The organism is Nocardia asteroides, from assembly GCF_021183625.1.
In the GTDB taxonomy this organism is placed as follows: Bacteria; Actinomycetota; Actinomycetes; order Mycobacteriales; family Mycobacteriaceae; genus Nocardia; species Nocardia asteroides_A.
This window is the reverse complement of the sequence record NZ_CP089214.1, coordinates 2,625,483-2,647,767: the sequence shown is the minus strand read 5'-3', so window position 1 is coordinate 2,647,767 and position 22,285 is coordinate 2,625,483. Positions and strand designations below refer to the sequence as shown.

The window sequence follows — 22,285 nt, the reverse complement described above, 5'->3', positions numbered from 1 at the left end:
CCAGTCAGGAGCGGACGATGTTCAGGATCTCGGTCACGAGTGCGTCTACTTCGGCCGCCGATCGGGCTTCGACGTTCAGCCGCAGCAGCGGTTCGGTATTCGACGCGCGCAGATTGAACCAGGCGTGCTCGGGCAGGTCGACGGTGACGCCGTCCAGCCGGTCCACCGAGCGGGCGCGCTCGGCGAAGGCGTCGAGCACGGCCGCGGTGCGCTCGGCGGCGTCGGCCACCGTGGAGTTGATCTCGCCCGAGGCGGCGTAGTTCGTGTACGCGGCCATCAGCTCGGAGACCGGGCGCTGCTGCTCGCCGAGCGCGGCCAGCACGTGCAGCGCGGCCAGCATGCCGGAGTCGGCGCCCCAGAAGTCGCGGAAGTAGTAGTGCGCCGAGTGCTCGCCGCCGAACACCGCGCCGGTCTCGGCCATCTGCTGCTTGATGAAGGAGTGCCCGACCCTGGTGCGCACCGGGTTGCCACCGAGCTCGGTGACGAGCTCGGGCACGGTCCGCGAGGTGATCAGGTTGTGGATGATGCTCGCGCCCGGCTCCTTGGCCAGCTCGCGCTCGGCCACCAGCGCGGTGATCGCGGACGGCGAGACCGGCTCGCCCCGCTCGTCCACCACGAAGCAGCGGTCGGCGTCGCCGTCGAAGGCGAGGCCGATGTCGGCGCCGCTGCGCCGCACCAGCTCCTGCAGGTCGACCAGGTTGGCCGGGTCGAGCGGGTTGGCCTCGTGGTTCGGGAAGGTGCCGTCCAGCTCGAAGTAGAGCGGGACGATGCTCAGCTGCCGCAGCCCGCCGAGCACCTCGGGCACGGTGTGCCCGCCCATGCCGTTGCCGGCGTCCACCGCGACGGTGAGCGGGCGGGAGCCGTCCAGGTCGACCAGCCCGCGCAGGAACTTGGCGTAGTCCGACAGCAGGTCGGTGCGGACCGCCTCGCCCGCCGCGCCGTCGTAGCCGGGCACCCCCGCCACCACCTCGGCCGCGATGGTGGCGAGCCCGGTGTCCTGCCCGACCGGCTTTGCGCCCGCCCGGCACAGCTTGATGCCGTTGTAGCGGGCCGGGTTGTGGCTCGCGGTGAACATGGCGCCGGGACAGTCGAGATCGCCGCTGGCGAAGTAGAGCTGGTCGGTGGAGGCGAGCCCGATATGCACCACGTCGAGGCCCTGCGCCCGCACGCCGTCGGCGAAGGCATCGGCCAGCTCCGGCGACGATGCCCGCATGTCGTGCCCGATGACGACCCGGTTCGCGTGCTCGGTCCGCATCAGCCGGGCGAACGCGGCACCGACCTCGCGCACGAACGCGGCATCGATCTGTTCGCCGACGACACCGCGGACGTCGTAGGCCTTGATCACCGCGTTCACGGCGTCGGCGGAGCGGGGCACTGTCATGGGGAACACCCTAGTAGGCGGGGGCGCGCGGGCTCGACGGTGGCCGTTGGCGCGGCGGGGAGCACGGCGGGGGCATGCCGCGAGCGGCGCGCGATCGGCGGCGGTGGCGCGCGACGTGTGGTCAGTTGGGCGGATCCGGGAGGACCCGGAGGTGCCCGCGGCGGCCGGTGCGTCCCGGTCGCGGCGGCGGGGGCAGGTGCTCGCGATACCCGCGCTGGTCGTGCTCCGGCGGCCTGCGGCGCAGCCCGGCCTCGCGGACCGCCTCGGCCAGCGCGGTCAGGTCGTCGTCGTCCGGGGTGCTGAAGCCACCCTCGTGCCGGACCATGTCCCAGCCCTTGGGGGCGGTGATCCGGGAGGCGTGCGTTTCGCAGAGATCCCAGGAGTGCGGCTCGGCGACCACGGCCAGCGGCCCGACCACGGCGGTCGAGTCCGAATAGACGAACGTCAGCGTCGCGACGGCTGGATTCTTGCAGCCGGGCCGGACGCAGCGACGCATGGGGATCACGAATGTGAGAGTAACCCCGCGGGCCCCGTCATGTGGACAGACACGCCTGGGGAATTCGTCGCACCGGCAGCGGAAAGGCATACCACGGACTACTCCTCCTCGTCGTCCGCCGGATCGATGACATCCGGGTCGACCCCGAGATAGGTGGCGATCTGCTGGACGAGCACCTCGCGCAGCAGATCGACCAGATCGTCCGGATCGCCCGCGCGCAGCTCCAGCGGCTTCCGGAAGAGCACGACCCGCGCCCTGGTCGCGGTGCCGTGCCGATCGATGCCCGCGGGGACCAGCCGGGAGAGCGGCACCGGGCCGTCCGCCACCACCTCGTCCGGCCAGGTGACCGAATCCGGGTGCAGCGGACGGATTTTGGGGACATCGTCGACGGCGATGTCCAGTTTGGTCAAGCGGTCGTGCCATTTGGAGTCGAGCGGCGCGAAGGCCTCGAGCACGAGCCGGTCGAACTTCTGCCCCCTGGTGCGCCACGCGGGCACCGTCGGCGGGAGCATCGGACCGCGCAGACCGCGGCCGCGGCGGATCACCGACCTCGCGGTCGGCGGGCGGCGGTGACGGGAACGGGCCATGGCTCGAACCTAGTCGTTGCGCCCGATGTCGTTGCTGTCGCGTGGCACGGCCGCCCGCGCCGGACCCCGGACGCTCGCGCGCCGGGGCGGCGTGAGCGACCGCTCAGACGATGCCGCGCTTGAGCCGGCGCCGCTCCCGTTCGGAGAGGCCGCCCCAGATGCCGAAGCGCTCGTCGTGCGCCAGGGCGTACTCGAGGCACTCGTCGCGCACCTCGCAGCCGAGGCAGATCCGCTTCGCCTCGCGGGTGGAGCCGCCCTTCTCGGGGAAGAACGCCTCCGGATCGGTCTGGGCGCAGAGCGCCCGCTCCTGCCACTGCTCCTCGATCGAGTCGAACATCTCGTCGAAGCCGGTGATGATCAGGCTCAACCGGGGTGCCTCGGCACCGCCCTCGTCCTGGCCACGACCGGTGTCTTCGCAGACGCTACGAACTGCGCCTGCGGTGGAATCGGTGTGCGATACGCCGTCCGGTATGCCCGAAGGGTCCAGCTCAATGGCCATCGCTCCGCCTCCTCACTGTGTGTTAGCGCAGAAAGATTCTTTCCGTCGGACCGATGCGCCCACCGACGGCCCTACCCCGCGACGTAGTCCCGCGGACATCCCCGAACGTGCCGTCCCGATGCGAACAGGTGTTCGAAAACTTGTTCGCGCGTTGATCTCTCGCGCGAACCCGGAATGACATGCTTGTGATTAGACACGCCGGTGCCAGCGGTGGTCAAGCCGATGAAGCTATTCCGTTACTATCCGGCACCGCATTACGCGGTGGGGTCCCCCGGGGGAATAGCAAATGAGCAGCAAATATACCGTCGAGAGTACTCCATCGCGCCAGGGCCTAGGCTCTGCGGATGTGAGTGGACAACGAGCGGATGCGGCGCCGGGCGCGGCGCGGCGGATCGCGGTGCTGGTCGGCGGAGTCGGTGGCGCGCGCTTCCTGCAGGGCGTCCGGGAATTGCTGCCGGATGCCGAGATCTCGGCGATCGTGAATGTCGGCGACGATGTCTGGATGCACGGCCTCCGCATCTGCCCCGACCTGGATACCTGCATGTACACGCTGGGCGGCGGGATCGATACGGAGCGCGGCTGGGGCCGGGTCGGTGAGAGCTGGCACGCGAAGGAGGAGCTGGCGGCTTATCGGGCGCAGCCGGACTGGTTCGGGCTCGGTGATCGAGATATCGCCACCCACCTGATTCGCAGTGAAATGTTGCGTGCCGGGTATCCGCTGTCGGCGGTCACCGAAGCGCTCTGCAATCGGTGGCAACCGGGGGTGAAACTTCTCCCGGCAACCGACGATCGCTGCGAAACCCACGTCGTTGTCGATGACGCGGACAACCCCGGCGAACGTCGCGCGATCCATTTCCAGGAGTGGTGGGTTCGCTATCGCGCGAACATCCGGACCCATGGATTCGCCACAATCGGGGCGGATGAAGCGAAACCCGGACCTAATGTGATCGAAGTCATAGAAGGTGCCGACGCGGTATTACTGGCCCCTTCCAACCCCGTGGTGAGCGTCGGTTCGATCCTTGCCGTGCCCGGCATTCGCGGCGCGCTGCGCACCACCGCGGCGCCGGTGATCGGGCTCTCGCCCGTCATCGATGGAAAGCCGCTGCGCGGCATGGCCGACGAGTGCCTCTCGGTGATCGGGGTGGAGACGACCGCCGAGGCCGTCGGCAGACACTACGGCGCGCGCTCCGGCACCGGCATCCTGGACGGCTGGCTCATCCACAGCAGCGACACCGCCGCGATCGACGGCGTCGAGGTGCGCAGCGTCCCGCTGCTCATGACCGATCCCGCCGCGACGGCGGAAATGGTCAAGGCGGCATTGGATCTGGCGGGGGTGCGGCCGTGACGTTCGAAGCGGGGCACGCACCCGGAAGCGCCGCAGATTCCGGCGGCGAGCCGCTCGCTGATCATGCCGCCGGAGAACTGCGCATCCTGCCGATCACCGGCCTGCCCGAGTTCCGCCCCGGCGACGACATCGCCGCCCACCTGGCCGAGCGGGCCCCCTGGCTCGCCGACGGCGACATCCTCGTGGTCACCAGCAAGATCGTCGCCAAGGTCGAGGGCCGGATCGCGCACGCGCCCAGCGACCCCGACGAGCGCGACGCCGCGCGCCGCGCCCTCGTCGCGCAGGAGGCCGTGCGCGTGCTCGCCCGCAAGGGCCGCACCCTGATCACCGAGAACAAGCTCGGCATCGTGCAGGCCGCCTCCGGCGTCGACGGCTCCAATGTCGAACGCGACGAGCTGGTGCTGCTCCCCGCCGACCCGGACGGCAGCGCTGCGGCCCTGCGCCGCGCGCTCGCCGAGCGGCTCGGCGTCCGGGTCGCCGTGGTGATCACCGACACCATGGGCCGGGCCTGGCGCAACGGCCAGACCGACGCCGCCATCGGCTCCAGCGGCCTGCGCGTCCTGCACGACTACAACGGCGCGATCGACGGGCAGGGCAACGAGCTCCAAGTGACGCTGGTCGCCGTCGCCGACGAACTCGCCGCTGCGGCGGATCTGGTGAAGGGCAAGCTCGGCGGCGTTCCGGTGGCGGTCGTCCGCGGGCTCCCGGTCACCGACGACGGCTCCACCGCCGCCGACCTGATCCGCCGCGGCGAGGAGGATCTCTTCTGGCTCGGCACCGCGGAGGCGATCGAGAAGGGCCGCAGGGAGGCGGTGCTGCTGCGCCGCTCGGTGCGGAGCTTCAGCGCCGAGCCGGTCGAGCCGGAGCGGGTGCGCGCCGCCATCGGGGTCGCGCTCACCGCGCCCGCCCCGCACCACACCCGCCCGGTGCGCTTCGTCTGGGTGCGCAGCCCCGAGCTGCGCGCACGGCTGCTCGCCGAACTGGCCGCCGCCTGGCGCGCCGACCTGACCGGCGACGGGCTCGACCCGGAGCGGATCGAGCGCCGGATCGCCAGGGGGCGCATCCTTTTCGACGCCCCCGAGGTGGTGATCCCGTTCTGCGTGCCGGACGGCGCGCACGACTACCCCGACGCCACCCGGCGCGCCGCCGAGGACACCATGTTCACCGTCGCCGTCGGGGCGGCGGTGCAGGGGCTGCTGGTCGCGCTGGCCGCCGAGGGGCTCGGCAGCTGCTGGATCGGCTCGACCATCTTCGCGCCCGCCGCCACCCGTGCCGTGCTCGGGCTGCCCGCGGAGTGGAAACCGCTGGGCGCCATCGCCATCGGGCACACGGAGGAGGAGCTCACCGCGCGCTCGCCGCGTCCGCCCGGCGACGGCCTGGTCGAGCTGTGAGCGCGGAGTCGCTGCACGCCTCCGCGACCGCGCTGCTCACGGAGTGGACCCCGGCCGAGCCGGTCGAGCGCTCGCTGCGCGAGGCGATGCTCGCCTTCCTCGGCTCGGCGCCACGGGGCTGTCTGCGTGAGCACGCGCCCGGTCACGTGACGGCATCCGCGGTGGTCTGGTCGCACGACGGCCGCGAGGTGCTGCTCACCCTGCACCCCCGGGTCGGGCGCTGGATCCAGCTCGGCGGGCACTGCGAGGAGCGAGACGGCACGGTCGCCGACGCGGCGCTGCGCGAGGCCGTCGAGGAGTCCGGCATTCCGGACCTCATTCTCGAACCGGGGCTCTACGGCGCCCAGGCGCACCCCATCACCTGCTCGCTCGGGCGGCCGACCCGCCACCTCGACCTGCTCTTCCGGATCACCGCGCCCCCGGGCGCCGTGCCGGTGCGCAGCAGCGAGTCGACCGACCTGCGCTGGTGGGCGGTGGACGCGCTGCCCCCGGACGCGGACGTCATTCTGCGCTGATTTTACAAATCCCCAGATTTGTATAGTTTTCAGACAGGATCGGCGGTATCGTCAATCCAAAGCGGTAACGCATGTCACACCGTGCAACCGGGATGGGAGACGACGATGTCCACCGAAGCCGAACCTTCGTCCATCGAGGCGTCCGCGTGGCGCGACACCAAGCGCCTCTACTGGCTCTGGGGGCTGTTCGCCCCCGCCGGGCTGTTCCTCATCGGGCTGCCGACGATCTACCTCTGCAACCGGCTGGGCTGGGACGGCGCCGCGCACGTTCCGTTCTGGCTCGGGCCGATCCTGATCTACCTGGTCATCCCGATCGCCGACGTCTTCATCGGCCCGGACGGCGACAACCCGCCGGACGAGGTGATGGAGTACCTGGAGAACGACCGGTACTACCGCTACCTCACCTACCTCTACCTGCCGCTGCAGTACGCCTCGCTGATCCTGGCCTGCTACCTGATCACCGCGGACAACCTCTCCTGGCTGCACATCGACGGCGGGCTGTGGACGGTGGACCGGATCGGGCTGGCGGTCACCGTCGGCATAATCGGCGGCGTCGGGATCAACACCGCGCACGAACTCGGGCACAAGAAGGTCGAGCTGGAGCGCTGGCTCTCCCGGATCGCGCTGGCCCAGTCCGGCTACGGCCACTTCTACATCGAGCACAACAAGGGTCACCACGTGCGGGTCGCCACCCCGGAGGACCCGGCGAGCTCCCGGCTCGGCGAGAGCTTCTACCGCTTCTGGCCGCGCACCGTGTGGGGAGGGATCACCTCCTCCTGGCGGCTGGAGAAGGCGCGGCTGGAGCGGACCGGCTCCGGGCCGTGGTCCGTGCACAACGAGGTGCTGAGCGCCTGGGCCATGACGGTGCTGCTCTTCGGCGCGCTCTGCGCCATCTTCGGACTCGACCTGCTGCCGTACCTGCTGCTGCAGGCCGTCGTCGGGTTCAGCCTGCTGGAGGCGGTGAACTACCTGGAGCACTACGGCCTGCTCCGGCAGCGCACCCCGAGCGGCAGGTACGAGCGCGCCGCGCCGACGCACAGCTGGAACAGCGACCACCTGGTCACCAATATCTTCCTGTACCACCTGCAGCGGCACAGCGACCACCACGCCTACCCGACCCGCCGCTACCAGACCCTGCGCAGCTGGGAGGGCGCCCCGAACCTGCCCGCCGGCTACGCGACCATGATCCTGCTCGCGTACCTCCCGCCGCTCTGGCGCAAGGTGATGGACCCGAAGGTGCTCGCGCACTACGACGGCGACGTCACCAGGGCCAACATCCTGCCCGCACGGCGGGAGCAGGTGCTCGCCCGCTACGGCGCCGCCTCGTGAGCGCATTCCGCTGCCCCGTCTGCGAGTACACCTACGACGAGGCGAAAGGCGAACCGCACGAGGGCTTTCCGGCCGGGACGGCGTGGTCGGCGGTCCCGGACGACTGGGCCTGCCCGGACTGCGGGGTCCGCGAGAAAATCGACTTCGAGGAGGCTCCGGCATGACCGACTACAAGCTCTACCAGTGCATCCAGTGCGGCTTCGAGTACGACGAGGCGAAGGGCTGGCCGGACGACGACATCGCGCCCGGCACCCGCTGGGACGACATCCCGGACGACTGGAGCTGCCCCGACTGCGGCGCCGCCAAAGCCGACTTCTTCATGGTCGAGATCGAGCGGACGTGACACTTTGACTGCGGCGCACGCCCGTGCCACTGTCGCGGGTATGCCGCGCTCGGGATCAAGGCCTTCGTATCAGGAGGCCGCGCGGGAACTGCTGCGCACCTCGGTGCTCGACGCGGTGCGCGACCTGCTCACCGAGCGCGACTGGTCCAAGATCACCCTCGGTGACGTCGCGACCAGCGCCGGGGTGAGCAGGCAGACGCTCTACAACGAGTTCGGCTCGCGCACCGGCCTCTCCCAGGCCTACGCTCTCCGCCTCACCGACGACCTCGTCGACCACGTCGCGGCGGCCATCGCCGCGAACGTGGGCGACGCCCGCGCCGCCATCCGCGACGGCATCGCCAACTTCCTGGTCGACGCCGCCGCCGACCCGCTGGTCCGCTCGCTGGTGGTCGGCGAGGTCAAGCTGGACCTGCTGCGGCTCATCACCCTGGACGCCGGGCCGCTGCTCGATCACGCGGGGGAGCGGCTCGCGGCGGCGTTCCAGCACAGCTGGGTCGCGGCATCGGCCGCGGAATCCGAGGTGCTCGCGCACGCCATGGTGCGGCTGGCCATGAGCTACATCCCCACCCCGCCCGCGCCCGACCGCGACACCCCCGCGGAGCTGAGCCTGCTGCTCGGCCCGTACGTGGAGGCCATCCTCGCGGCCCGCGCCCCCTCCTGAGGAGTTGTCCACAGGCGCCGGATCCGCCCTCGCCTCCGGCTTGTGGAGGTTGTAACCTCGTACGTGAGATCGCTTGGGGGAACCCGACAAATACCGACCGCTGTCATTGTGCTTGTGGCCACGTTTTTGTCTGTAAGGGGGGTGTAACACGCGCGTGATCTGGAACTATTCCTATGACACAGAAAGTACGGCTATACGTAGCGGAGCGAAGGTGCAATCGGCAGACTCACGGGCAGGCTCGTCGCCCGACTCGAAACGACACCTGTGGTTCCTGGGGTTGATCGCTCCGGCATCGGCGCTGTTGCCGTCGCAGCTGGTGTTGCAGACGGGGTTGGCGGTGTTCTGGTGGATCGGGCCGTTCATCGTGCTGGTGGCGATTCCGGTGTTGGATTGGCTGGTCGGGGAGGACGGGTCGAATCCGCGTGACGAGGACTATGAGCGGTTGTCGGCGGATCGGTATTACCGGTGGTGTACGTATCTGTTCCTGCCGATCCAGATGGTGGGGTTGTTGATCGCCTGCTGGATGTGGGCTGGTTCGGAGTTGAGTGTGCTCGACAAGTTCGGGCTCGCCACGACTCTCGGTTTGGTCTCCGGTATCGGGATCAATGCCGCGCACGAGCTGGGGCATCGGGTCGAGCATCTGGAGCGGTGGCTGGCCAAGATCGCGCTGGCGCAGTCGGGGTACGGGCATTTCTTCGTCGAGCACAACCGGGGCCATCACGTGCGGGTCGCGACGCCGGAGGATCCGGCGAGTGCCCGGTTGGGGGAGTCGCTGTACGCGTTCCTGCCGCGCTCTGTCTCGGGTGGTTTCCGGTCGGCGATCCGGATCGAGCGGGAGCGGCTGGCGCGGCGGGGTGTGGGTTGGTGGTCGCCGCGGAACCATGTTTTGCAGGCGTGGTCGATGACGGTGGTGTTGTTCGGTGGTCTGGTGGTGGCGTTCGGGTGGGGGGTGTTGCCGTGGTTGCTGTTGCAGGCGGTGATCGGTGCGGCGTTGTTGGAGACGGTGAATTATGTGGAGCATTACGGGTTGTTGCGGGAGCGGCGTCCGGATGGTCGGTGGGCGCGGTGTTCGCCGCGGGATTCGTGGAACAGTGATCGTCTGGTGACGAATATTTTCTTGTTCCATCTGCAGCGGCACAGTGATCATCATGCGAATCCGGGGCGGCGGTATCAGACGTTGCGGACTTCGGAGGTGGCGCCGCAGTTGCCTGCGGGGTATGCGTCGATGATCGTGTTCGCGGCGTTCCCGCCGTTGTGGCGGCGGGTCATGGACCAGCGTGTCCTTGCTCATTACGGCGGCGACATCACCAGGGCCAACCTGCAACCGGCCAAGCGCGAGCAACTGCTCGCGCAGTACGGCAGCGCCGGCTAGCACCCCACACCGCTGCCGGGTGAGGTTAGGCTGCGCTTCATGCTCAAGCGGATTCTGTTCGTCGGTCTCACGGCCGCGCTCGCCACGCTCGGCACCGCCGGTACCGGGCACGCCGAGCCCGCCCGCGGGGTCGTGGTGATCGTGCCCGGCCAGTACCTCGGCGCGCTGCCCTACCAGCCGCTGGCCGCCGCGCTCCGGGCCGACGGCTACGAACCCGTCGTGCTCGACCTGAAGGGCTTCGACATCGCCGTCGACGCCGTTGCCATCGACGGCGCCGTCGCGGCGGCGGCCGCCGCGAATCCGGGGCTGCCGGTCACCCTGACCGGGTTCAGCATCGGCGCGCTCAGCAGCCGGTACTACCTGCGGGAACTCGGCGGCGCGGGCACCGTGGCGCGGTACGTCGGGATCGGCGCACCGCAGTACGGCTCGCCCGGCGCCTGCGGGCAGCCCGCCGCACCGGAGGCGTGCCCCGGCACGCCCTTCATGGAGCAGCTGAACGCCGGGGACGACACCCCCGGCGCCACCACCTACTACTCCATTCGCAGCGAGCGCGAATGGAGCGACGGCAGGCTGGACGGCGGCCAGTGCCGCCTCACCCCCTTCCCGACCCTCGGCAACGGCGGTATCGACCACTCGCTGGAACCGGTGCTGCCCGCGGTGCTCGACCAGCTGCGCTCCGCGCTCGCCGGCGGCTGCGCGGGCGAATACGCGGACGAACCGGACGGCGCGATCACCGCGGAGTCCACGCTCTTCCCGAGCGGCGTTCCGTTCGGCTGAGCCGCACCGAATTCGGCTCGGTGCCGCTCGCCGCCGCAGCCGGGGACACCCCGGCACGGCACACGACCGAGCGGCTAGCCTTGCCGGGTACCGCCGCCCAATCCCTGGAGAGGCAGATGACGACTTCCGAACTTTCCGCTGAAACCGCTTTGACGGCCGACGTCAGCAATGGCATCGACTACAAGGTGGCGGATCTGTCGCTGGCCGAGTTCGGCCGTAAGGAGATCCGGCTCGCCGAGCACGAGATGCCCGGTTTGATGGCGTTGCGCCGTGAGTACGCGGAGGTGCAGCCGCTGAAGGGTGCGCGGATCTCCGGTTCGCTGCACATGACGGTGCAGACCGCGGTGCTGATCGAGACGCTGACCTCCCTCGGGGCCGAGGTGCGCTGGGCGTCGTGCAACATCTTCTCCACCCAGGACCACGCGGCCGCCGCGGTCGTGGTCGGCCCGCACGGCACGGTGGACGAGCCGAAGGGCACCCCCGTCTTCGCCTGGAAGGGCGAGACGCTGGCGGAGTACTGGTGGGCGGCGGAGCAGATGCTGACCTGGCCGGGCGAGCCGGCGAACATGATCCTCGACGACGGTGGCGACGCCACGATGCTGGTGCTGCGCGGTGCGCAGTACGAGAAGGCCGGGGTCGTCCCGCCCGAGGACGAGGATCACTCCGCGGAGTTCAAGGTCTTCCTGAACCTGCTGCGTGAGCGGCTGGCGACCGAGGGCGGGAAGTGGTCGGCGATCGCGGAGTCGGTGCGCGGGGTGACCGAAGAGACCACGACCGGTGTGCTGCGGCTGTACCAGTTCGCGGCCGCGGGGGAGCTGGTGTTCCCGGCGATCAACGTCAACGATTCGGTGACCAAGTCGAAGTTCGACAACAAGTACGGCACCAGGCACTCGCTGATCGATGGGATCAACCGCGGCACCGATGTGCTGATCGGTGGCAAGAAGGTGCTGATCTGCGGGTACGGCGATGTCGGCAAGGGCTGCGCGGAATCGCTTGCCGGGCAGGGCGCGCGGGTGCAGGTCACCGAGATCGACCCGATCAACGCGCTGCAGGCGCTGATGGACGGCTACGACGTCGTCACCGTGGAGCAGGCGATCGGGCACGCCGATATCGTGATCACCTCCACCGGTAACAAGGACATCATCACCCTCGAGCACATGAAGGCGATGAAGGACCAGGCGATCCTGGGCAACATCGGCCACTTCGACAACGAGATCGATATCGCCGCGTTGGAGCGTTCGGGTGCGGACCGGTTGAACATCAAGCCGCAGGTCGATCTGTGGACCTTCGACTCGGGCAAGGCGATCATCGTGCTGTCCGAGGGCAGGCTGCTGAATCTGGGCAACGCGACCGGGCACCCGTCGTTCGTGATGTCGAACAGCTTCTCCAACCAGGTGATCGCCCAGATCGAGCTGTGGACGAAGCCGGAGGAGTACGACAACGAGGTCTACCGGCTGCCCAAGCACCTGGACGAGAAGGTCGCCAAGATCCACGTCGAGGCGCTCGGCGGCACGCTGACCAAGCTCACCAAGGACCAGGCCGAGTACATCGGCGTGGACGTGGAGGGCCCGTTCAAGCCGGACCACTACCGGTACTGACGCACCGGCCCCGCCGGGCAGCCGGCGGGGCCCCGCGTAGTCTCCCTGCGCATGGGCACCCTCATCGCGCTGGAAGGGCTGGACGGCTCCGGCAAGCGCACGCTCACCGAGCGGGTCGTCGGCGATCTGGCCGCGCGCGGATCGCGCACCGCCACGCTCGCTTTCCCGCGGTACGGGCGCTCGGTGCACGCCGACCTCGCCGCCGAGGCGCTGCGCGGCGAGCACGGCGACCTGGCCGCCTCCGTCTCCGCCATGGCGCTGCTCTTCGCGCTGGACCGGGCGGGGGCCAAGGACGAGCTGGAGAAGCTGCTCGCCGAGCACGATTTCGTGGTGCTCGACCGCTACGTCGCCTCCAACGCCGCCTACAGCGCGGCCCGGCTCGGCCAGACCGCGGACGGCGAGATCGTCTCCTGGACAGCGGAACTGGAGTACGACCGGTTCGGGCTGCCCCGCCCCGACCTGCAGATCCTGCTCGACGTGCCGACCGAGCTGGCCGCCGAGCGGGCCCTGCGCCGCGGCCGCCTCGATCCCGGCCGCGGGCTCGACGCCTACGAACGCGATGCCGAGCTGCAACTGCGCACCGGCGCGGTGTACCGTGAGCTGGCCGAACGCGATTGGGCCGGTCCCTGGTGGCGCTACCGCCCGGATGACGATCCGGCCACGGTCACCGATCGGCTTGCCGCGGTACTGCGCCGATAGCGTGGCGGGTACGGTGCGAATTCGCCAGTGTTGGCGTGGCGGCCCGTCGCCCGCCACCGAGATGACAACATAGGAATCATGAAGCCGAAGATTCTGGTCGTCGACGACGATATGGCTCTCGCCGAGATGCTGACCATCGTCCTGCGCGGGGAAGGGTTCGACCCACACGTGGTCGGCGACGGTACCCAGGCGCTCTCCGCGGTGCGGGAGATCCGGCCGGACCTCGTGCTCCTCGACCTCATGCTGCCCGGCATGAACGGCATCGACGTGTGCCGGGTGCTGCGCGCCGACTCCGGCGTGCCGATCGTCATGCTGACCGCCAAGACCGACACCGTCGACGTGGTGCTCGGCCTGGAATCCGGCGCCGACGACTACATCGTCAAGCCGTTCAAGCCCAAGGAGTTGGTGGCCAGGGTGCGGGCGCGGCTGCGCCGCACCGAGGACGAGCCCTCCGAGCAGCTCTCCATCGCCGACATCGTGATCGACGTGCCCGCGCACAAGGTGACCAGGGAGGGCACCCAGATCTCGCTCACCCCGCTGGAGTTCGACCTGCTCGTCGCGCTCGCCCGCAAGCCGCGTCAGGTCTTCACCCGCGAGGTGCTGCTGGAACAGGTCTGGGGCTACCGGCACGCCGCCGACACCAGACTGGTGAACGTGCACGTGCAGCGGCTGCGCGCGAAAGTCGAGAAGGACCCGGAGAATCCGGAGATCGTACTGACCGTTCGCGGGGTCGGGTACAAGGCCGGACCGCCGTGATCGACCGCCTGATCGCGCGCCTGCGACCGGCGGTCGAGATCGCCGCGGCGTGGGCGCAGCGCCAGGGCGTCGCACTCGGCCACCTGTGGCGGCGATCGTTGCAGCTGCGCGTCATCGTCTCCACCCTCACCCTCTCGCTCATCGTCATCACCGTGCTCGGCGTCGTGCTCACCAGCCAGATCACCGACCGGCTGCTGGACGCCAAGCTGAACGCGGCGATCGAGGAGATGGAGCGCGCCAGGAACACGGTGGAGAGCCAGCTGGCGGGCGCGCACGGCAACGGCATCCAGCAGCAGCAGCTGGCCGAGGCGCGGGACTCGCTCTCCAACCGCGGTGGCACCGGGCAGTCCGGCGGCGTCGCGGGCAGCTTCGACTCCGCGCTCACCGTCATCGGCGGCACCCCGCCGCAGCAGATGGCCTCGGGGCCGGTGCAGGAGGTGCCGGAGGAGCTGCGCCGCTTCGTGCAGCGCAGCCAGATCAGCTACCAGTTCGCCACCGTCGACGACCCGGACGGCTACCGCGGCCGCGCGCTGGTGATCGGCAGCCCGAGCGCCGAGATCCCGACCCTGGAGATCTACCTGGTCTTCCCGCTGGTGAACGAGGAGCGCAGCCTCGCGCTCATGCGCGGCACCATGCTGGTCGGCGGCGCCGTGCTGCTCGTCCTGCTCGCCGCCATCTCCGCGCTGGTGACCAGGCAGGTGGTGCTGCCGATCCGGTCGGCCGCCCGGATCGCGGGGCGCTTCGCCGACGGCCGGCTCAAGGAGCGCATGCTGGTCCGCGGCGAGGACGACATGGCCAAACTCGCGCAGGCCTTCAACGAAATGGCGGAAAGCCTCTCCACCCAGATCAACCAGCTGGAGGAGTTCGGCAACCTGCAGAAGGGCTTCACCTCCGACGTCAGCCACGAGCTGCGCACCCCGCTCACCACCGTGCGGATGGCCGCCGACCTCATCCACAGCAGCAGCGACGAGCTCTCGCCCGCGCTGGCCCGCAGCGCCGAGCTGCTCGTCAACGAGCTGGATCGGTTCGAGGGGTTGCTCAACGACCTGCTGGAGATCAGCCGCCACGACGCGGGCGTCGCCGAGCTGCAGGTGGAGTCGCTGGACGTGCGGATGTGCGCCAAGGCCGCCATCTCCACCGTGCGGCACCTGGCCAAGGACGCCGGGGTCGAGGTCGTCGCCGACCTGCCGGAGGATCCGCTGGTCGCCGAGGTGGACCCGCGCCGCGTCGAGCGGGTGCTGCGCAACCTGCTCGCCAATGCCATCGACCACGGCGACGGCAAGCCGGTGCTGATCCGGATGCGCGGCGACCAGCAGGCCAACGCGCTCGCCGTCATCGTCCGCGATCAGGGCGTCGGGCTCCGGCCGGGCGAGGAGAAGCTGGTCTTCAACCGCTTCTGGCGCTCCGACCCCTCGCGCATGCGCCGCTCCGGCGGCACCGGCCTCGGGCTCTCGATCAGCCAGGAGGACGCGCACCTGCACGATGGCAGGCTGGAGGCGTGGGGCGAGCTCGGCAGCGGCGCCAGCTTCCGGCTCACCCTGCCGATGGCCCGCGGGAGCAAGCTCGGCCCGAGCCCGCTGCCGCTGGACGCACCGCGCAAGGTGCCGATCCGCACCGAGCCCGAACCGGACGAGGCAGACACCGTCCGCCTTCCCCGGGACGCCATCGCGGAGTTCGTCGCGAGTGTGGAGAACGGCACGTACTCCACCGGTCGGGGGTTGGCCGAGAACCGGGACGTACAGTCATGACGATGCGTACCCGACCCCTCGCCGCCGTGCGCCGGGGAGTGCTCGGCGTGCTGGTGGGCGCGCTGGTGCTGCTCACCGGCTGCGCCAGCCTGCCGGAGTCGTCGGCCCCGCAGGCGCTCGGCACGCTGGACCGCGAACCGACCTCGGACGGCCCGCCGCCGCCCATCTCCGGCCGCGACCCCGACCTGCTGCTCCGCGACTTCCTGCAGGCCACCGCCACCCCGGCGAACCGGCACGAGGCGGCGCGGCAGTACCTCACCGCCTCCGCCTCCACCCGCTGGGACGACGCGGCGGGCACCGTGATCGTGGAGAAGCCGGACACACTGCGCGAATCGCGCGGCGGCGACGCCGCGACCTACGTCATCCGGGCGCGCAAGGTCGGCGAGCTCTCCGCGGACGGGTCGTACCGGCCGTCGGACGGCTCGATGCTGGAGAACAAGATCGAGATGACCAGGGTCGGCGGCGAGTGGCGGATCGACGAGCTGCCGGACGGCGTCGTCATGGACAACGCCGCCTTCGCCAAGGCGTACCAGCGGCACGCGCTCTACTTCCTCGACCCGAACGGCAGCTCGCTCGTTCCCGACCTGCGCTGGGTCTCGGTGCCGCCTGCGCAGCGCACCCAGCGCCTGCTCGACCTGCTGCTGGACGGCCCGCAGCCCGCGCTCACCGAGAACGTGCGCACCGTCGTCGCGCCGCCGGTGGCGCTGCGCGGGGCGGTGACCAAGGCCAACGGCGACCCGGAGGAGGTCGGGGTCGGGCTCGGCGGGGTCCGGATCGACCTGGCCGGCGCCGCGGCGCTGGCCCCGCGGGACAGGGAGCTGCTCGCGGCCCAGGTGGTCGCCACGCTCTCGGCGGCCGAGGTGCTCGGCCCGTACGTGCTGCTCGCCGACGGCAAGGCGCTGGACGACCGGTTCGCCGCGAACGGCTGGTCGGTCGCGGATATCGAGCAGTACACCCCCGACGCGCACCTGCGGAACAAGATCGGGCTCTTCGCGCTGCGCAACGGCACGCTGATGCAGGTGCGGGAGACCGGCATCACCCCGGTGCCCGGCTACTTCGGCGCTGTGAACAACCTGCAGTCGGCCGCGCTCTCCGAGGACGGCCAGCTGGTCGCCGCGGTGGCAGGCGACGCGGGCCGCGCCACCCTCATGGTCGGCAGCTACGGCGGCGACGCCTTCCCGGTCGCCGAGGGCGCCACCATCAGCAGACCCACCTGGAACTCCGACGGCAGCGCCGCCTGGGCCGTCGTGAACGGCGAGCGGGTGGTCAGGGCCGCCGCCGACCGGGCCACCGGCACCGTCTCCAAGCAGGACGTCGACATCTCCGCGCTGACCGCGGTCACCTCGGCGCTCTCGCCCCGGCTGCCCATCACCGAGCTGCGGATCTCCGGCAGCGGGGTGCGCGCCGCGCTGATCGCGGACGGCAAGGTGTACGTCGCGGTGGTGGAGCGCCGCCCGGACGGCCGCTACGCCTTCACCGCGCCGCAGCCGCTCGCCGTCGGGCTCAGCACCAGGGCGGTCTCGCTGAGCTGGCTCAGCGGCGACACCATCATCATCGCCCGCGAGGGCAACGTCGACCCGGTGGTCACGGTCTCCATCGACGGCTCCGAGCAGATCACCCAGACCTCGCAGAACCTGACCCCGCCGATGCGGGTGGTCAGCGCGGCGCTGGACACCTGGTACGTCGCCGATTCCCGCGCGGTGCTGCAGCTGCAGTACGGCCAGCCGGTGACCACCGAGGGGTTCTGGCGCGAGGTGCCCGGGCTGACCGGCGAGAACGTGGTCCCGGTGCTGCCGGGCTGAGCGGTGTCAGTGGGCCCCGCCAGACTCTGCAGGGCATGCGGACCCTGCTGGATCTGATCCTGCCCGTCGAGTGCGGCGGCTGCGGCCTGCCCGGCCTCCCGTGGTGCCCCGAGTGCGCGAGCGCGCTCGACGGCCCGCCGACCCGGTTGCGCCCGCGCACCGATCCTGGGGTGCCGTGCTGGGCGCTCGGCCCGTACGCGGGGCCGGGGCGGCGCGCGGTGCTCGCGCTCAAGGAGCGCGGCCGCCGCGACCTGGCGGCCCCGCTCGGCTACGCCCTCGCGCGCGGCCTGCACCGGCTGCGCGCCCCCGGCCGCCCGCTGCTGTTGATCCCCGCGCCCGGCCGGGCCACCGCGGCCCGTCGCCGCGGCGGCGATCCGGTGGCCCGGACAGCGGCGGTGGCGGCGAGTTGGCTGCCCGGTTGCCGGATGGCGCCACTGTTGCGATCGCGGCACGGTACGCGGGATTCGGTCGGGTTGACTCCGGCGCAACGCAGGCGCAATCTGGCAGCGCGGGTCGTGGTCAGGCCCGAGGTGCTCGCCACGCTGTCCGGGACAGTGAATCCGCAGGTCTTCCTGGTCGACGATGTGCTGACAACGGGGGCGACCGCGGCCGAGTCGGTCCGGGTCGCGCGGCGCTACCGGATACCCATTCATGACGTGCTGGTGACATGCGGAACGTGATCGTCGGGAAATTTGCGTGAACAGTGGCGGACCGGTCGCGGGCGGACTAGCGTCGCGAACACACACCCGACACGGGAGTTGGAGGTGGGGCCTCGGACATTCGGTGCCGAGCGGAGAGCCGATCGGCACGATCAATCCCCGCCGCCCGCCATTTCGACGGTGCGGCCCTATCCGGGAGGTACGCGTGACGTCATCACGTCCTTCAGTCCAAGACGCAGATCCTTCGATGCCGCGCGGCGGCACGCTGGACGAACCGGAAACCACCGCCGAGGGCGGAGCCGGCCGGGCCGACATCGTGGTCAAGGGCCGCAATGTCGAAGTGCCCGACCACTTCCGCATCTACGTCGCCGACAAACTCTCCCGACTCGAACGGTTCGACCCGTCGATCTTCCTCTTCGACGTCGAGCTGTTCCACGAACGCAACCGCAGGCAGCGCAAGAGCTGCCAGCGCGTCGAGATCACCGCGCGCGGCAAGGGCCCGATCGTCCGGGCCGAGGCCTGCGCCGACAGCTTCTACGCCGCCTTCGAGTCGGTGACCGCCAAGCTGGAGAGCAGGCTGCGCCGCACCAAGGACCGGCGCAAGGTGCACTACGGCGAGAAGACGCCGCTCTCGGTCGCCGAGGCCACCGCCGAGCTGGTCGACGAGACGCTCTTCGGCCGGAACGGCTCCACGCACGCGCACCCCGACGCCCAGGCCGAGAGCGAGCCCGACCCCTGGGCCCCCGCCGACGAGAGCCAGGGCCCCGGCCACATCGTCCGCACCAAGGTGCACTCCGCGGCGCCCATGACGGTCGACGACGCGCTGTACCAGATGGAGCTGGTCGGCCACGACTTCTTCCTGTTCCACGACAAGGAGACCGATCGGCCGTCCGTGGTCTACCGCAGGCACGCCTTCGACTACGGCCTGATCCGACTGGCCTGATCCATCCCCCGCCTCCAGCCGCCGGCCGGTGCCTCGCGCACCGGCCGGTGGTGTGTCCGGGACGATCCGGCCCGGCGGACCTTACCGTAGGGTAAGTTACGGCCATGGCCTCCACCGCTCGCCGCGCCGTCGTCGTCGCAGGCGCCCGCACCCCCTTCGTCCGCGCCTTCACCGACTTCACCCGGCTCGATTCGATCGCGCTCGCGGATGCCGCCGTCGGCGGGCTGCTCGAGCGCACCGGGCTGGCCAAGCAGCTGGTGCAGGCGATCGTCTGGGGCGGTGTGATCCTGCCGAGCGCGGCGCCGAACATCGCCAGGGAGATCGCGCTCGACCTCGGCCTCGACCCCGGCTGCGAGGGCCACACGGTGACCAGGGCCTGCGCCTCCGGGCTACAGGCCGTCACCACCGCGGCCGCCGCCATCGAGCGCGGCGAGTACGACGTGATGATCGCGGGCGGCAGCGACTCCACCAGCAATGCCGAGATCAAGCTGCCGCAGCACGTGGTGCACGCCGCCGCGCCGATCGCGCTCGGCAAGCCGAAGCCGAGGGACTACCTGGCCGCGGTGCGGCAGCTGGCGCCCTTCACCGACATCCTGCCGACCCGGCCGAAGATCGCCGAGCGCACCACCGGCGAGGTGATGGGGGAGTCGGCGGAGAAGATGGCGCGGATCCACGGCATCGGCCGGGCCGCGCAGGACGAGTTCGCCGTCCGCTCGCACCAGCGGGCCGCTGCCGCCATCGCCTCCGGCCGCTTCGACGCCGAGGTGGTGCCGGTCACCACCCCGGACGGGCGCACCGTCACCCGCGACGGCCTGGTCCGCGGCGACACCAGCGTCGAGAAGCTGGCGCGGCTGAAGCCGGTCTTCGCCGCCGACGGCACCGTCACCGCGGGCAACGCCAGCCCGCTCACCGACGGTGCCTCCGCCGTGCTGCTGATGAGCGAGGAGAAGGCCCGCGAGCTGGGGCTGACCCCGCTCGCCGCCTTCCGCTCCTGGAGCTACGTCAGCGTCGATCCCACCGACCAGGTGCTGATCGGCCCGGCCATCTCCATGCCGCGCGCGCTGGACCGGGCGGGGCTCGCGCTCGCCGACGTCGACCTGGTCGACATCCACGAGGCGTTCGCCGCCCAGACGCTCTCCGTTCTCGCCGCGCTGGCCAGCGACGAGTGGGCCAAGACCCGGCTGGATCGGGAGACCGCGGTCGGCGAGGTCGATCCCGCCAGGGTGAACGTGCACGGCGGCTCGGTCTCGCTCGGCCACCCGTTCGGCGCCACCGGCGCCCGCATGGTCACGACGATGGCCAACGAGCTGGCCCGCACCGGCGCGCAGACCGCGCTGCTCGGCATCTGCGCGGCGGGCGGAATCGGCGCCTCGGCGGTGCTGGAGCGGGTCTAGCTCAACCGCCGAACCGCTCGCGGTGCACCGCCTGGTCCAGGGTGCGCCCGCTGCGCCAGCCGAACCGCTCCAGATCCGGCACCCGCTGGAACTCGCGCACCGGACCGACGCAGAGCCAGGCCACCGGCCGCACCCCGGGCGGCAGCCCGACCAGCTCGGCGAGCTGGTCGGCTTCGTAGAACGACACCCAGCCGACGCCGATCTGCTCGGCCGTGGCCGCGAGCCACAGGTTCTGGATGGCGAGCACGGTGGAGAAGATCCCGGTCTCCGGCACCGTGGCGCGGCCGAGCACGTTCGGCCCGCCGCGGGCGTGGTCGTAGCTGACGACGACGCCGGTCCCGCTCTCCCGGATGCCCTCGATCCGGATCGGGTCGAAGGTGGCGGCCCGCTCCGGCGGCAGGCTCGCCCTGAACTCGCGGCGCTTCTCGGCGACGTGGTCGGCGAACCGCTCCAGCGTCGCCGGTTCGCGGACGACGACGAAGTCCCACGGCTGCGAATTGCCGACGCTCGGCGCCCGGTGCGCGGCGTCGAGCAGCCGCCACAGGGTGTCGTCGTCGATCGGGGTACCGGTGAATTCGGCGCGCACGTCGCGGCGCAGGCGGATGGCTTCGTAGACGCTCAGGGCGTGCTGGTGGACATCGTTGGCACACACCCCATCAGTGAATCAGGTTTCCGCGCCCCGAACGGCCGAACGGCCCCGCACCGGGCAGGTGCGGGGCCGTTCGGGAAGCGTGGTCAGCGTCGGCTGAGCCGCCGCCTGCCCGCGGTCAGCGCGCTGCGCAGCCCGCGCCGCCGCCCGGTCTCCGGGTCGATGACCGGCACGGCGTTGCCGCCGAACTTGCGCTCCGACGCCGTCTCCGGCGCGTCGTCGGCGGTGGCGCGCAGGTACTTGTTCGGCAGCGAGAGCTTGAGGATGGTGCGCCACGCCTTGAAGTACTGCACCGGCAGCGAGCCGGTGGTGTACGGCAGGTCGTACTTGTCGGCCAGCTCGCGCACCCGCACCGCGATGTGCACGTAGCGGTTGCTCGGCAGGTCGGGGAAGAGGTGGTGCTCGATCTGGTGGCTCAGGTTACCGGTCATGAAGTGGATCACCGGGCCGCCGCTGATGTTCGCGCTGCCGAGCATCTGCCGCAGGTACCACTGGCCCTTGGACTCGCCGTCGATATCGGCCTTGGTGAACTTCTCCGCGCCGTCCGGGAAGTGCCCGCAGAAGATCACCGCGTTGGTCCAGACGTTGCGCACCATGTTGGCGGCGAGGTTCGCGGTCAGGGTGTTCTTCCAGGCCGGGCCGGTGAGCGCGGGGAACACCACGTAGTCCTTGGCCATCTGGCGGCCGACCTTGACCAGCACCTCCTGGCGCTTGCGCTCGAACTCCGCGCGCTCGGCGTCGCCCTTGAACCGCCCCGCAGCGACCTTGCCCAGCTCCAGGTGCTGCACCGCGACCCCGAACTCGAAGAAGAGCTGCAGCAGCAGGTTGTACACCGGGTTGCCGATATTGAACGGCTTCCAGCGCTGGTCCCTGGTGACGCGCAGTAGGCCGTAGCCGATGTCGTCGTCCATGCCGAGCACGTTGGTGTACTTGTGGTGCAGGAAGTTGTGCGTCTGCTTCCAGTGCTTGGACGGCCCGGTGTTGTCCCACTCCCACGAGCTGGAGTGGATCTCCGGATCGTTCATCCAGTCCCACTGGCCGTGCATGACGTTGTGGCCGATCTCCATGTTCTCGATGATCTTGGCCGTGCCGAGCAGGGCGACGCCGGCCAGCCACGCCGGGCGCTTGTCACTGGCGAAGAGCGCCGCCCGGCCGACGATCTCCAGGGCGCGCTGTAACCGGATGACGTTGCGGATGTAGCGGGCGTCGGCCGCGCCGCGCGACGACTCGATGTCACGCCGGATCGCGTCGAATTCCTCGCCGAGCGCCTCGACGTCGGACTCCGTGAGGTGCGCGTACTCCTTGACATCCGAAATAGCCATGGTGGTTACTCTATCGTAA

The 22,285-nt window shown here is 70.5% G+C and carries 23 protein-coding genes; 17 read left to right on the top strand and 6 right to left on the bottom strand.

From position 1 onward, the window contains the following. Positions 1-4 precede the first annotated feature (4 nt). The 4 genes from LTT61_RS12850 to LTT61_RS12835 all read right to left on the bottom strand — a co-directional run bounded on the left by LTT61_RS12850 (position 5) and on the right by LTT61_RS12835 (position 2,801). Positions 5-1,381, bottom strand: a complete 1,377-nt coding sequence (locus tag LTT61_RS12850) for a phosphomannomutase/phosphoglucomutase (RefSeq protein ID WP_420094778.1) — start codon at positions 1,379-1,381, stop codon at positions 5-7. Positions 1,382-1,502: 121 nt separating this feature from the next. After that, on the bottom strand, positions 1,503-1,877 hold the full coding sequence (locus LTT61_RS12845) for a DUF3499 domain-containing protein (RefSeq protein ID WP_233020986.1): 375 nt from the start codon (positions 1,875-1,877) through the stop codon (positions 1,503-1,505). A gap of 98 nt (positions 1,878-1,975) precedes the next feature. Next, positions 1,976-2,464 carry a metallopeptidase family protein gene (locus tag LTT61_RS12840; protein ID WP_233020161.1) on the bottom strand — a complete coding sequence of 163 codons (489 nt, stop codon included), beginning with the start codon at positions 2,462-2,464 and terminating at the stop codon, positions 1,976-1,978. Positions 2,465-2,567: 103 nt separating this feature from the next. Continuing rightward, positions 2,568-2,801 (bottom strand): WhiB family transcriptional regulator, encoded by a 234-nt coding sequence (locus LTT61_RS12835; protein WP_157103768.1) that lies wholly within the window; start codon positions 2,799-2,801, stop codon positions 2,568-2,570. A gap of 448 nt (positions 2,802-3,249) precedes the next feature. Between LTT61_RS12835 and cofD the strand changes: the two genes are divergently transcribed. From cofD to LTT61_RS12750, 17 genes are all read left to right on the top strand, one after another. Next, positions 3,250-4,308 carry a 2-phospho-L-lactate transferase gene (gene cofD, locus LTT61_RS12830; RefSeq protein ID WP_233020160.1) on the top strand — a complete coding sequence of 353 codons (1,059 nt, stop codon included), beginning with the start codon at positions 3,250-3,252 and terminating at the stop codon, positions 4,306-4,308. Next, positions 4,305-5,699 carry a coenzyme F420-0:L-glutamate ligase gene (locus LTT61_RS12825; RefSeq protein WP_269821880.1) on the top strand — a complete coding sequence of 465 codons (1,395 nt, stop codon included), beginning with the start codon at positions 4,305-4,307 and terminating at the stop codon, positions 5,697-5,699. Before cofD ends, LTT61_RS12825 begins: the two co-directional genes overlap by 4 nt. Next, a complete protein-coding gene (locus LTT61_RS12820) occupies positions 5,696-6,214 on the top strand; it encodes an NUDIX hydrolase (RefSeq protein WP_233020159.1) in 519 nt (172 codons plus the stop codon). Before LTT61_RS12825 ends, LTT61_RS12820 begins: the two co-directional genes overlap by 4 nt. 105 nt (positions 6,215-6,319) lie before the next feature. Then, on the top strand, positions 6,320-7,543 hold the full coding sequence (locus LTT61_RS12815; protein ID WP_233020158.1) for an alkane 1-monooxygenase: 1,224 nt from the start codon (positions 6,320-6,322) through the stop codon (positions 7,541-7,543). After that, positions 7,540-7,707, top strand: coding sequence for a rubredoxin (locus tag LTT61_RS12810; RefSeq protein ID WP_233020157.1), 168 nt, complete (start codon positions 7,540-7,542; stop codon positions 7,705-7,707). The genes LTT61_RS12815 and LTT61_RS12810 overlap by 4 nt, the downstream gene beginning before the upstream one ends. Next, the gene (locus LTT61_RS12805) at positions 7,704-7,886 is read left to right on the top strand and encodes a rubredoxin (RefSeq protein WP_233020156.1); all 183 of its coding nucleotides are present in this window, start codon (positions 7,704-7,706) and stop codon (positions 7,884-7,886) included. The genes LTT61_RS12810 and LTT61_RS12805 overlap by 4 nt, the downstream gene beginning before the upstream one ends. A 40-nt stretch (positions 7,887-7,926) precedes the next feature. Next, the gene (locus LTT61_RS12800) at positions 7,927-8,547 is read left to right on the top strand and encodes a TetR/AcrR family transcriptional regulator (RefSeq protein ID WP_233020155.1); all 621 of its coding nucleotides are present in this window, start codon (positions 7,927-7,929) and stop codon (positions 8,545-8,547) included. A gap of 211 nt (positions 8,548-8,758) precedes the next feature. Next, complete coding sequence (locus LTT61_RS12795; RefSeq protein ID WP_233020154.1) at positions 8,759-9,919, top strand: alkane 1-monooxygenase; 1,161 nt, start codon at positions 8,759-8,761, stop codon at positions 9,917-9,919. A gap of 39 nt (positions 9,920-9,958) precedes the next feature. After that, a complete protein-coding gene (locus LTT61_RS12790) occupies positions 9,959-10,696 on the top strand; it encodes an esterase/lipase family protein (RefSeq protein WP_233020153.1) in 738 nt (245 codons plus the stop codon). 116 nt (positions 10,697-10,812) lie between these two features. Further along, positions 10,813-12,294: an adenosylhomocysteinase gene (ahcY, locus tag LTT61_RS12785; RefSeq protein ID WP_233020152.1), complete on the top strand. Its 1,482-nt coding sequence runs from the start codon at positions 10,813-10,815 to the stop codon at positions 12,292-12,294. A 51-nt stretch (positions 12,295-12,345) separates the two neighbouring features. After that, positions 12,346-12,993, top strand: coding sequence for a dTMP kinase (locus tag LTT61_RS12780; protein WP_233020151.1), 648 nt, complete (start codon positions 12,346-12,348; stop codon positions 12,991-12,993). Between the two features lie 78 nt (positions 12,994-13,071). After that, on the top strand, positions 13,072-13,749 hold the full coding sequence (gene mtrA, locus LTT61_RS12775) for an MtrAB system response regulator MtrA (protein ID WP_067659671.1): 678 nt from the start codon (positions 13,072-13,074) through the stop codon (positions 13,747-13,749). Then, positions 13,746-15,497, top strand: a complete 1,752-nt coding sequence (gene mtrB / locus LTT61_RS12770) for an MtrAB system histidine kinase MtrB (RefSeq protein WP_420094777.1) — start codon at positions 13,746-13,748, stop codon at positions 15,495-15,497. The genes mtrA and mtrB overlap by 4 nt, the downstream gene beginning before the upstream one ends. Beyond that, a complete protein-coding gene (gene lpqB / locus LTT61_RS12765; RefSeq protein WP_233020150.1) occupies positions 15,494-17,299 on the top strand; it encodes an MtrAB system accessory lipoprotein LpqB in 1,806 nt (601 codons plus the stop codon). The genes mtrB and lpqB overlap by 4 nt, the downstream gene beginning before the upstream one ends. A gap of 35 nt (positions 17,300-17,334) precedes the next feature. Then, a complete protein-coding gene (locus LTT61_RS12760) occupies positions 17,335-17,979 on the top strand; it encodes a ComF family protein (protein ID WP_233020149.1) in 645 nt (214 codons plus the stop codon). 226 nt (positions 17,980-18,205) lie between these two features. Continuing rightward, the gene (gene hpf, locus LTT61_RS12755; RefSeq protein WP_233020148.1) at positions 18,206-18,901 is read left to right on the top strand and encodes a ribosome hibernation-promoting factor, HPF/YfiA family; all 696 of its coding nucleotides are present in this window, start codon (positions 18,206-18,208) and stop codon (positions 18,899-18,901) included. 104 nt (positions 18,902-19,005) lie between these two features. Continuing rightward, positions 19,006-20,295 (top strand): acetyl-CoA C-acyltransferase, encoded by a 1,290-nt coding sequence (locus LTT61_RS12750; RefSeq protein WP_233020147.1) that lies wholly within the window; start codon positions 19,006-19,008, stop codon positions 20,293-20,295. 1 nt (position 20,296) lies between these two features. Here the strand turns inward: LTT61_RS12750 and bluB are convergent, their stop codons facing one another. Continuing rightward, a complete protein-coding gene (gene bluB, locus LTT61_RS12745) occupies positions 20,297-20,917 on the bottom strand; it encodes a 5,6-dimethylbenzimidazole synthase (RefSeq protein ID WP_233020983.1) in 621 nt (206 codons plus the stop codon). Positions 20,918-21,030: 113 nt separating this feature from the next. Next, the gene (locus tag LTT61_RS12740) at positions 21,031-22,266 is read right to left on the bottom strand and encodes a fatty acid desaturase family protein (protein ID WP_233020146.1); all 1,236 of its coding nucleotides are present in this window, start codon (positions 22,264-22,266) and stop codon (positions 21,031-21,033) included. Positions 22,267-22,285 lie beyond the last annotated feature (19 nt).